The organism is Pseudomonas sp. PS02302, assembly GCF_029959585.1.
GTDB lineage: Bacteria > Pseudomonadota > Gammaproteobacteria > Pseudomonadales > Pseudomonadaceae > Chryseomonas > Chryseomonas aestiva.
Window position 1 is genome coordinate 1 of the sequence record NZ_JASCON010000123.1, and the last position, 9,947, is coordinate 9,947.

Below are 9,947 nucleotides of genomic sequence, written 5' to 3' on the forward strand. Positions count from 1 at the left end.
GCGGGCGGCGCCAACGGCCGACCCCACCGGCGCCGCCGCCTCGGTGAGGGGCGGCGGCGCGGGCGGACGCGGGGTGGCGGCCAGGGTTGCCAGGGATACGGGTGTCGCAGTCGGCATGGCGGTCTGCGCCATCATCGGCGTCACCGGCAGACCGGGCGCGGCGGCTTCCTGGTACTCCAGCGGCAGGCGCAGGGTGAAGGTACTGCCCTCGCCCGGCTGGCTGGTGACGCTCAGGGCGCCACCCAGCAGCAGCGCCAGGTCGCGGGAGATCGACAACCCCAGACCGGTGCCGCCGTAGCGACGGGTGATGGCGCCGTCCGCCTGGCGGAAGGCCTCGAAGATCAGCTCCTGCTGCTCGGCGGCGATGCCGATGCCGGTATCGCTCACGGCGAAGCTGGGCTGGCCGTCTTCCAGCGACAGGCGCAGGGTCACCTGGCCGTGCTCGGTGAACTTGAAGGCGTTGGACAGCAGATTCTTGAGGATCTGCTCGACCCGCTGGCGATCGCTGAAGAAGGTCGGCGGCATCCGCGCATCCAGCTCCACCACGAAGGCGACACCCTTGTTCTGGGCCACCGGCTCGAAGGCGGTCTTCAGGGCCTCCACCAGGCGGCGCACGGACATCTGCTCCGGGCGGATCTCCAGCATGCCGGCCTCGACCTTGGAGATGTCGAGGATGTCGTTGATCAGGGTGAGCAAGTCGTTGCCCGCCGAATAGATGGATTCGGCGTAGCGCACCTGCTCGGCACTCAGGTTGCCCACCGGGTTGTCCGCCAGCAGCTTGGACAGGATCAGCGAGCTGTTCAGCGGCGTACGCAATTCGTGGGACATGTTCGCCAGGAATTCGGACTTGTACTGGCTGGCGCGTTCCAGCTCGCGCGCCCGGTCTTCCAGCAGTTGCTGGGCTTCGTTGAGGCGATTGTTGCGGTCGTCCAGCACGTCGCGCTGCTGCAGCAGTTCCTGGGCCTGCTCGGAGAGTTGCTCGTTGGTCTGCTCCAGTTCGGCCTGCTGCTGCTCCAGATGAACCTGGGATTCCTTGAGCGCCTGGGACTGTTCTTCCAGCTCTTCGTTGGCGGTGCGCAGCTCTTCCTGCTGTACCTGGAGCTCTTCGTTGAGTTGCTGGGTTTCCGCCAGCACCTGCTGCAGCCGCTGGCGATAGCGCGCGGCTTCCACCGAGGAGCCGATGGAGTCGGCGATCAGGGTCAGCAATTCTTCGTCCTGCGGACGCAGGGCGCGCAGGAAGCCCAGCTCGACCACACCATTCACCCGACCATCGTTCTCGATGGGCACGATGAGCGCCGCACTGGCCTGGCGTTCGCCCAGCGCCGAATTGACCTTGAGGTAGTCGAGGGGCAACTGGTCGAGCGCCACGAGGCGCCCGTCCAGCACGGCCTGCCCGGCCAGACCCTCGCCCGGTGAAAGGCGCTGCCGCCGGCGGCGGCCCTCGTCGTCGAGGGCATAGTCGGCGACGCGCTCCAGGCTGCCGTCGTCGAGCCGTACATAGAGCGCACCGGCCGCGGCGCCGAGATAGCGCGCCAGGAATTGCAGGATGCTCTGCCCCAGCGGCGCCAGCGTCGCCTGACCGATGACCGCTTCCGACAGCTGATTCTGGCCGGAGCGGAACCAGCTCTGTCGCTCAAGATTGTCGGTGTGCTCGGCCTGTTGATCGAGCAGGCGGGTGTAGGTCGCGGAGAGCCGCATGAGTTCGCGGCGCCCGAAGAAGGCCATGATGCCCGACAGCAGCAGGCTGACGATTAGGAAGGCGGCGACGAACACCACCGTCATGCGGCTGGCCGTCGCGGTACGCTCGGCGCGCATCTGCTCTTCGTAGGCGATGAAATCCGTGTAGTCGCGACGGATGCTGTCGATGCGACTCTTGCCCTGGCCATCGCTCAGCGGGGTCTGGAAATCGCCGCCACTGCGCCGCGCTTCGATCACCTGGCTCGCATACTGTCGCCATTCACGATGGACCGCTTCGATCCGCTCCAGTCGGCGGATCTGCACGGCACTGTCGCTGACCAGATTCTTCAGCTCATCCAGTTGCGGCTCGACATTGGGCAGGGCGCGCTCATAGGGCTGCAGAAAGCTGTCGTTGCCACTCAGCAGATAGCCGCGCATCCCGGTTTCCAGATCGACCACCAGGCGGAAGTTGGCATTGGCCTCGCTGATGACGCGGTCGGTGTGCTCGACCCACTGGGTGACCTTCAGCAGGTAATAGATGATGGCGATGAAGAAGATCGCGCTGAAGACACCGATGCTCAGCGGCAGGGAAAGATTGCGCTTGAGGATCTGGCTGAAGTGCTTCTGATCGAGGGGCGACTCGCGATTCATGGGGTCTGAAAGCCTTGTACGGGACAAAACGGTCGGCGACGGCAAAGCCTCGGCCTGCGGAGGGGTGTCGTCACTGACCGCGGCGCAACCGACGGTCGATCGAGGATACCGACAGAGGCTGGCCGAAAGGCCTCGAACAGGACCATGGGCGGCACCCGCCTGGCGCAGGCGTCTTGCCCTCTGGCTCCTTTCGCCCCGGTCGGCGCTGACCCTCGGGTCAGCCAGGCGATCACGGCATTTGGGCCGCGATCAGACCGCTGGTTCAGCGACGGGCAATCACCCAGACGGCATGGATGATACCCGGAATGTAACCCAGCAGCGTCAGCAGGATGTTGAGCCAGAAGGCGCCGCCGAAGCCGACCTGAAGGAAGACGCCCACGGGCGGCAGGATGATGGCGAAGATAAGGCGGATGAGGTCCATTTCAGGCTCCAATAGCGGGCAGGCAAGAAGATGCCTCTAAGACTGGCAGGGCCTGAATCAGGTTCCGGCAGGCAATAAAAAACCCCGCCGAAGCGGGGTTTCGCAGACTTAACCCGACATCCTTGTCGGGCCGCCAATCCTTGGCCATCTATCCCTGTAAGTCTCTGCCCGACATCCATGCCGGGGGGCCATCCTGGCCACATTTCCTTGAAATCATCTGGAACGCTGGGTACATCCTGTACCGCGATCCGATGGGTGTAGATTACGCAGTTAACTGGGTCCGGGCGATGGCTTATCGCGGCGACGTCGTGTAAGCCAAAGCTTACACGACATGGCTTTTCACCTTGTCGGTCAACAGCTTAGAACGCCTCTTCAGCCAGGGCGTAGAGCGGCTGAGCACCACTGCGCACGGCAGCCGCCAGACTCAGGGTGCGTGGCAGCAGGCGAGCAAAATAGAAACGCGCGGTGGCCAGCTTGGCTTCGGCGAAGGTCGCCTCCTGATCCGCCGCGGCGGCTGCCGCCCGGGCCCAGAGGTAGCCATAGGCGACGTAGCCGAACAGGTGCAGGTAGTCCACCGAGGCCGCCCCCAGCTCATGGGGATCGCTGGCGCCGGCCTGCAGCAACCATTCGGTCGCCCCGTCCAGCTGATCCAGCGCCTGGCGCAGGGGTGCGGCGAATTCGTTGTCCGCCGGCAGACCGCCCAGATAGCCATGGACCTCTTCGCTGAAGGGCCGATAGAGAGCACCGCGGCTGCCGGCCAGCTTGCGGCCGACCAGGTCGAGGGCCTGGATGCCGTTGGTGCCTTCGTAGATCTGGGTGATGCGCACGTCGCGCACCAGTTGCTCCTGGCCCCATTCACGGATGTAGCCATGGCCGCCGAATACCTGCTGACCGGCGACGCAGAGTTCCAGGCCGAGATCGGTGAGGAAGCCCTTGGCCACCGGGGTAAGCAACGCCACCAGGGCCTCGGCGCGTTCGCGCTCGACGGGCTCAGGGCTGTACTTGGCGGTGTCGAGTTGCAGGGCGACATAGCTGGAGAACAGCCGGCCGCCTTCGTTCAGGGCCTTCATGGTCAGCAGCATGCGCCGCACATCGGGATGGACGATAATGGGATCGGCATTCTTGGCGGCCTGCTGGATGCCGGCCGGCGACCGACTCTGCAGGCGCTCGCGGGCATAGGCCAGGGCATTCTGGTAGGAGCGCTCGCTCGAACCCAGCCCCTGGATGCCGACACCCAGGCGCTCGTAGTTCATCATGGTGAACATGGCGGCCAGGCCCTTGTTGACCTCGCCCACTAGGTAGCCGACCGCGCCGTCGAAGTTCATCACGCAGGTGGCGGCGCCCTTGATGCCCATCTTGTGTTCCAGGGAGCCGCAGGCCACGGCATTACGCTCGCCCAGGGCACCCGCCTCATCCACCAGGATCTTGGGCACCAGGAACAGCGAGATGCCCCGGGAGCCGGCCGGAGCATCGGGCAGCTTGGCCAGCACCAGGTGGATGATGTTCTCGGTGAGGTCATGCTCGCCGGCGGTGATGAAGATCTTGGTGCCGGTGACCCGGTAGCTGCCATCGGCCTGGGGCTCGGCGCGGGTGCGGATCAGCCCCAGGTCGGTACCGGCATGGGGCTCGGTCAGGCACATGGAGCCGGACCACTGGCCGCTGTAGAGGTTGGGCAGATAGGCCTGCTTCAGTTCCGCGCTGCCATGGGCGTGCAGGGCCAGACAGGCGCCGGCGCTGAGCATCGGATAGAGACCGAAGGCCAGGCAGCTGGCGTGCATCATTTCCTCGACCTGGGCGGTGAGCACCTTGGGCATGCCCATGCCGCCGTATTCGGGATCGCCACCAACCCCGACCCAGCCGCCTTCGGCAAAGGCCTGGTAAGCCTGGCGGAAGCCCTGGGGCGTGGTCACTTCGCCCTCCTGCCAGTGGCAGCCTTCCTCATCGGAATTGCGATTGAGCGGCGCCAGTTCCTGGGCGCACAGCTTGCCGGCTTCCGCGAGGATGGCATCGGCGGTCTCGCCGTCCACCACCTCGGCCAGGGCAGGCCACTGACTCCAGCGGTCCTTGACCTTGAGGACGGCATCCAGCACGAAACGGATATCGCGAAGCGGCGGGGTGTAGTCAGCCATGTCGAGTCTCCTCGGAAGGTGTTCTTGTCGGTATGACCCGAGTGTAAGACCGAACCGAAAGGGAGACATAGGTTCATGATCTGACCTGCTGGTCAGCCGATCGGAGGTCTGCAACGCCTGGATTTTCGCGCCCGTGAAAAAGCGAAAACCCCGCCGGAGCGGGGTTTTCAGTGGGACTGCGACCTTTAGTAGCCGAGGGCGAAGTCTTCCTCGGCCAGGGCCATCAGGCTGCCGGCGCCGGCCAGCAGTGCTTCGGCGTGGGCGCGGGTCCGGGGCAGCAGGCGCTCGTAGTAGAAGCGCGCGGTGGCCAGCTTGGCCTGGTAGAAGGCGGCCTCGTCGGTACCGGCGGCCAGTTTCTCGGCCGCGACCCGGGCCATGTCGGCCCAGAAGTAGGCCAGGCAGACATAGCCGGAGTACATCAGGTAGTCGACGGCGGCGGCACCCACTTCCTCGCGATCCTTCATGGCGGCCATGCCGACCTTGAGGGTGATCTCGCCCCACTCCTTGTTCAGCTTGGCCAGCGGTTCGACGAAGGCCTTGAGTTCGGCGTTTTCGGCGTTGGCCTGACAGAACTTGTGCACCACCTTGGTGAAGGCCTTGAGCGATTCACCCTGGGTCATCAGCACCTTACGACCCAGCAGGTCGATGGCCTGGATGCCGGTGGTGCCCTCGTAGAGCATGGCGATACGCGCATCGCGCAGGTTCTGCTCCATGCCCCACTCGGCGATGTAGCCGTGGCCGCCATAGATCTGCACGCCGTGGCTGGCCGCCTCGAAACCCACCTCGGTCATGAAGGCCTTGGCGATGGGGGTGAGGAAGGCCATCTGGGTCTCGACCTGCTGCTTCTGCTCCTCGTCCTGGCTGTACTTGAGGATATCCACCAGCTTGGCGGTGTAGTAGATCATCGCCCGGCTGCCCTCGGCGAAGGCCTTCATGGTCAGCAGCATGCGGCGCACGTCGGGGTGCACGATGATGGGATCGGCGGGCTTCTCGGGGGCCTTGGGACCGGTCAGGGATCTCATCTGCAGCCGCTCGCGGGCGTACTTCAGACCGCCCTGGAAGGCCACCTCGGCGTGGGCCAGGCCCTGCAGGGCGGTGCCGATGCGGGCGAAGTTCATGAAGGTGAACATGCAGTTCAGACCGCGATTCGGCGGGCCGATCAGGAAGCCGGTAGCGCCATCGAAGTTCATCACGCAGGTGGCGTTGCCGTGGATGCCCATCTTGTGTTCGAGGGAACCGCAGTGCACGGCGTTGCGCTCGCCGGCCGCGCCGCTGGCGACGGGCAGGCGCTTGGGCACGATGAACAGCGAGATGCCCTTGGTGCCGGCGGGGGCGTCGGGCAGGCGGGCCAGCACGATGTGGACGATGTTCTCGGCCATGTCGTGTTCACCGGCGGAGATGAAGATCTTGGTGCCGGTGATGGCGTAGCTGCCGTCCGCGCGCGGCTCGGCCTTGGTACGCAGCATGCCCAGGTCGGAACCGCAGTGGGGTTCGGTCAGGCACATGGTGCCGGTCCATTCGCCGGTCACCAGCTTTTCCAGGTAGGTGTGCTTCTGCTCGTCGGTGCCGTGCTGCTCCAGGGTGTTCATGGCGCCGTGGGACAGGCCGGGATACATGCCCCAGGACCAGTTGGCCTGGCCGACCATTTCCGACAGGGAGATGCCGAGGGATTCGGGCAGGCCCTGGCCACCGTGGGCCGGGTTGTGCGCCAGGCTCGGCCAGCCGCCCTCGACGAACTGGGCATAGGCTTCCTTGAAGCCATCGGGGGTCTTCACCCCCTCTTCGCTCCAGGTGCAGCCCTGCTGGTCGCCGATGCGATTGAGCGGCGCCAGCACCTGTTCGCAGAACTTGGCACCTTCTTCGAGGATGGCGGAGACCATGTCGGGAGTGGCGTCGCCGCAACCGGGCAGGCTCTGGTAGTGCGCGTCATAGCCCAGGAGTTCGTCGCGAACGAAGCGGATGTCCCGCAGGGGGGCTTTGTAATCGGGCATGACTGTTACCTCTTTGCGAATGCTTGTTGTCGAGGGTGGCGGCAGCGTCGCTGCAGACCTTCCGCCAGGGCGTTTAAACAGTTGTTTGAAACTAATGTTCCAGGCCTGCCCTGTCAAGCGTGGCGAGGACGAGTGGAACGACCGGTCAGTCCGCTCCGGCCAGGGCTTCGCGCAGGGCTGCCGCCGCCGTCGGGCGCACCAGCCGCGCCAGTTCCTGGCCGTCCTTGAAGATGATCAGCGTAGGCCAGAGCTTGACGCGAAAGGAGCGTCCCAGACGGCGGCCGGGGCCGTCCTCGATCTTGAGATGGCGCATGCCGGGGTAGTCCGCGAGCGCCGTGGCCAGCAGCGGCTGGGCGGCACGGCAGTGGCCGCACCAGGGTGCGCCGAACTCCAGCAGGGTGACACCCGGCAGGGCGTCGACCTCGGTGCGGGCGGGCTCCTTTTCCGCATAGGTGGTCGTCATGGTCATGGCGGGGCTCCTGAAGTCGGTTCCAAAGGTGGACAAGTCGCTGGCGGGACTGCTCGGTCACGGGAAAAGGATTAGGGTCGAAGCTGCGGTACGCCCCGATCTCTCGACAATAAAACAAGGCGCTCCATTTCTGCCTCCGTCTCCGCCCTTTCCCGAGGCCCGCCATGAGCCAGACAGCGACTTCCGTTTCACCCGCCACCCTGCGCAAGGTCATCTCCGCCGCGTCCATCGGCAATTTCGTCGAATGGTTCGATTTCGCCCTTTATGGCTTTCTCGCCACCCTGATCGCCGCGCACTTCTTTCCCAGTGGCGATGCCACCGCCGGGCTGCTCAAGACCTTTGCCGTGTTCGCCGTGGCCTTCGCCTTCCGGCCGCTGGGCGGTATCGTCTTCGGCCTGCTGGGTGACCGCATCGGCCGTAAACGGGTCCTGGCGCTGACCATCCTGATCATGGCCGGCGCCACGGCCCTGATCGGCATCCTGCCCAGCTACGCCACCATCGGCATCTGGGCACCGATCCTGCTGACGCTGATCCGTTGCGCTCAGGGCTTTTCCGCCGGCGGCGAATACGCGGGTGCCTGCGCCTACGTGATGGAGCATTCGCCGCGCGATAGACGCGGGCGCTATGGCAGCTTCGTGCCGGTCTCGACCTTTCTCGCCTTCGCCAGCGCGGCCCTGACCGCCTGGGGCCTGGAGCGGCTGCTGGGCGCCGCCGCCATGGCCGACTGGGGCTGGCGCATTCCCTTCCTGGCCGCCGCGCCGCTGGGTCTGATCGGCCTCTACCTGCGGCTGAAGCTGGACGAGACCCCGGCCTTCCAGGCCCTGGAAGCCGACCATGAGGTCAGCCATTCGCCGCTGGGCGAGACGCTCAGGCTGCAAGGCCGTTCCATCCTGCGCCTGGGCGCCTTTATTTCGCTGACGGCGCTGTCCTTCTATATGTTCACCACCTACTTCTCCACCTACCTGCAGCTGGCCGGCGGCTTCGACCGGGCCGCGGCGCTGGCCATCAGCCTGATCACCCTGTTCGCCGCCGCAGCCGCCTGCCCGGTGCTGGGGCGCGTCACCGACCGCATCGGTCGGCGCATGACCACGGTGCTGGCCAGCTTGGTCCTGGCGGCGGGCGTCTATCCGGCGCTGCTGCTGGCCAGCAGTGGCCAGTTCGGCAGCGCCCTGCTGGGTTCGCTGCTGCTGGGCGCCGGAGCGGTACTGTGCAACGTGGTGACCGCGCCGCTGCTCAGCGAGGTCTTCCCGACCCGCACGCGCTACACCGCCGGCGCCATCACCTACAACCTGGCCTACACCATCTTCGGCGGCACCGCCCCGCTGATGGCGACCTGGCTGATCGGCGCCACCGGCAGCAACCTTTCGCCAGCGCTCTACCTGATCCTGATCGCCCTGCTGGGTCTGGTCGGTGGCCTGAGCCTGCCGGAGACCTCCCGGATCGACCTGGACGACGTCAGTGAAGGCGGCGAGGTCAGCTATCGCGCGGCGCGCAGCTAGACCGCTCGTCTCGTGACCGGCACTTCCTCCGGGTCCGTCTGCCGATAGGCAAAAGGCCCGGAGTTTCCCCCATGACCGCCACTCACGATCTGCGACGCTTCCTCGACGCCCAGGCCGACACCTATGCCACCGCCCTGGCGGAGATCCGCGCCGGGCGCAAGCGCAGCCACTGGATGTGGTTCATCTTTCCGCAGATCCAGGGACTGGGTCGTAGCGAAACGGCACGCCACTACGCCATCGCCTCCCGCGACGAGGCCAATGCCTACCTCGCACATCCGCTGCTGGGATCGCGCCTGCGGGAGATCACCGCGGCGGCACTGGCACATCCTGAGCTGTCCGCCACCGCGCTGTTCGGGCAACCGGACGATCTCAAGTTCCACTCCAGCCTCACCCTCTTCGCCGCCGTGGCCGAAGATCCCGAGCCCTTTCGCCAGGCGCTGAAGACCTTTTTCGCCGGCCGGCCCGACGAGGCCACCCTGACGCGCCTCTGCTAGCGCCAGAGTGCCGGCAGTGCGCCCTCGCGCCCGGTCACCGGATCGCTTGCCGGGAAGGACACCCCGGCGATCAAGCCGACCGAGCGGGCGTGGGCGGCCGGATCGGCGCGCTGGGTGATGAAGTCCTGCTGATCGGGCGGATAGGCGCCGACCACCAGGAAGTCCGCGCTGGACTCCAGGTTGCGGTGCCCGGTGCCCGCTGGCAGCACTACCACATCGCCCGCGCTCACCTGCACATCCTGCCCCTGCTCGCCGCCCAGGCGCAGGGTAGCCTGACCACGCGCCACGCCTAGGACTTCATGGGCATTGGGATGATAGTGATGGTAGCTATAGACGCCGTAGCGCCACTGCGGCGGCCAGGCGTTGTCGGCGAACAGTCGCTCCAGCGCCGCCGCACGGTCGGCACCCTCCAGCGGCACCTGGCGATAGAGCAGCACGGGCAGGCGGCTATTGGGGATGACGCCGTCATCGGCGAAGTGCAGCTGCTCGGGCTGACCGGTCCCCACTGGCGCGGCCAGAGCCACGGTGGTGGGGGCGAGACCCAGCACCAGGGAGAGGATGGACAGTGATGGGCGATGCGTCATGCGGGCCTCCAGAGGCTTTGCCAATGGAGGCC

8 protein-coding genes are annotated in these 9,947 nt (G+C 66.2%); 2 read left to right on the forward strand and 6 right to left on the reverse strand.

Annotated elements, in window-relative coordinates:
* From QMX82_RS24680 to QMX82_RS24700, 5 genes are all read right to left on the reverse strand, one after another.
* A partial coding sequence (locus tag QMX82_RS24680; RefSeq protein ID WP_282288486.1) for a CHASE3 domain-containing protein occupies positions 1-2,328 on the reverse strand: 2,328 nt, incomplete at its 3' end.
* A 262-nt stretch (positions 2,329-2,590) separates the two neighbouring features.
* Positions 2,591-2,749: a YqaE/Pmp3 family membrane protein gene (locus tag QMX82_RS24685; RefSeq protein ID WP_007159763.1), complete on the reverse strand. Its 159-nt coding sequence runs from the start codon at positions 2,747-2,749 to the stop codon at positions 2,591-2,593.
* Positions 2,750-3,108: 359 nt separating this feature from the next.
* On the reverse strand, positions 3,109-4,878 hold the full coding sequence (locus QMX82_RS24690; protein WP_282288489.1) for an acyl-CoA dehydrogenase C-terminal domain-containing protein: 1,770 nt from the start codon (positions 4,876-4,878) through the stop codon (positions 3,109-3,111).
* Positions 4,879-5,063: 185 nt separating this feature from the next.
* Positions 5,064-6,869, reverse strand: coding sequence for a phenylacyl-CoA dehydrogenase (locus tag QMX82_RS24695; RefSeq protein ID WP_282288491.1), 1,806 nt, complete (start codon positions 6,867-6,869; stop codon positions 5,064-5,066).
* Between the two features lie 145 nt (positions 6,870-7,014).
* On the reverse strand, positions 7,015-7,338 hold the full coding sequence (locus tag QMX82_RS24700; RefSeq protein WP_282288493.1) for a thioredoxin family protein: 324 nt from the start codon (positions 7,336-7,338) through the stop codon (positions 7,015-7,017).
* Positions 7,339-7,502: 164 nt separating this feature from the next.
* On the opposite strand from QMX82_RS24700, the gene QMX82_RS24705 reads away from it, so the two are divergent.
* Both QMX82_RS24705 and QMX82_RS24710 read left to right on the forward strand, forming a co-directional pair.
* Positions 7,503-8,837, forward strand: coding sequence for an MFS transporter (locus QMX82_RS24705; RefSeq protein ID WP_282288495.1), 1,335 nt, complete (start codon positions 7,503-7,505; stop codon positions 8,835-8,837).
* A 71-nt stretch (positions 8,838-8,908) separates the two neighbouring features.
* Positions 8,909-9,331, forward strand: a complete 423-nt coding sequence (locus QMX82_RS24710) for a DUF1810 domain-containing protein (protein WP_208693599.1) — start codon at positions 8,909-8,911, stop codon at positions 9,329-9,331.
* Here the strand turns inward: QMX82_RS24710 and QMX82_RS24715 are convergent.
* Entirely contained in the window at positions 9,328-9,915 is a 588-nt protein-coding gene (locus QMX82_RS24715; RefSeq protein ID WP_282288499.1) for a cupin domain-containing protein, read from the reverse strand. The genes QMX82_RS24710 and QMX82_RS24715 overlap by 4 nt on opposite strands.
* Positions 9,916-9,947: the final 32 nt, after the last annotated feature.

What these genes read in the sequence shown, in the direction of transcription:
- QMX82_RS24685 (WP_007159763.1), bottom strand. Translation starts at nt 2,749, where the DNA reads ATGGACCTCATCCGCCTTATCTTCGCCATCATCCTGCCGCCCGTGGGC.
- QMX82_RS24690 (WP_282288489.1), bottom strand. Translation starts at nt 4,878, where the DNA reads ATGGCTGACTACACCCCGCCGCTTCGCGATATCCGTTTCGTGCTGGAT.
- QMX82_RS24695 (WP_282288491.1), bottom strand. Translation starts at nt 6,869, where the DNA reads ATGCCCGATTACAAAGCCCCCCTGCGGGACATCCGCTTCGTTCGCGAC.
- QMX82_RS24700 (WP_282288493.1), bottom strand. Translation starts at nt 7,338, where the DNA reads ATGACCATGACGACCACCTATGCGGAAAAGGAGCCCGCCCGCACCGAG.
- QMX82_RS24705 (WP_282288495.1), top strand. Translation starts at nt 7,503, where the DNA reads ATGAGCCAGACAGCGACTTCCGTTTCACCCGCCACCCTGCGCAAGGTC.
- QMX82_RS24710 (WP_208693599.1), top strand. Translation starts at nt 8,909, where the DNA reads ATGACCGCCACTCACGATCTGCGACGCTTCCTCGACGCCCAGGCCGAC.
- QMX82_RS24715 (WP_282288499.1), bottom strand. Translation starts at nt 9,915, where the DNA reads ATGACGCATCGCCCATCACTGTCCATCCTCTCCCTGGTGCTGGGTCTC.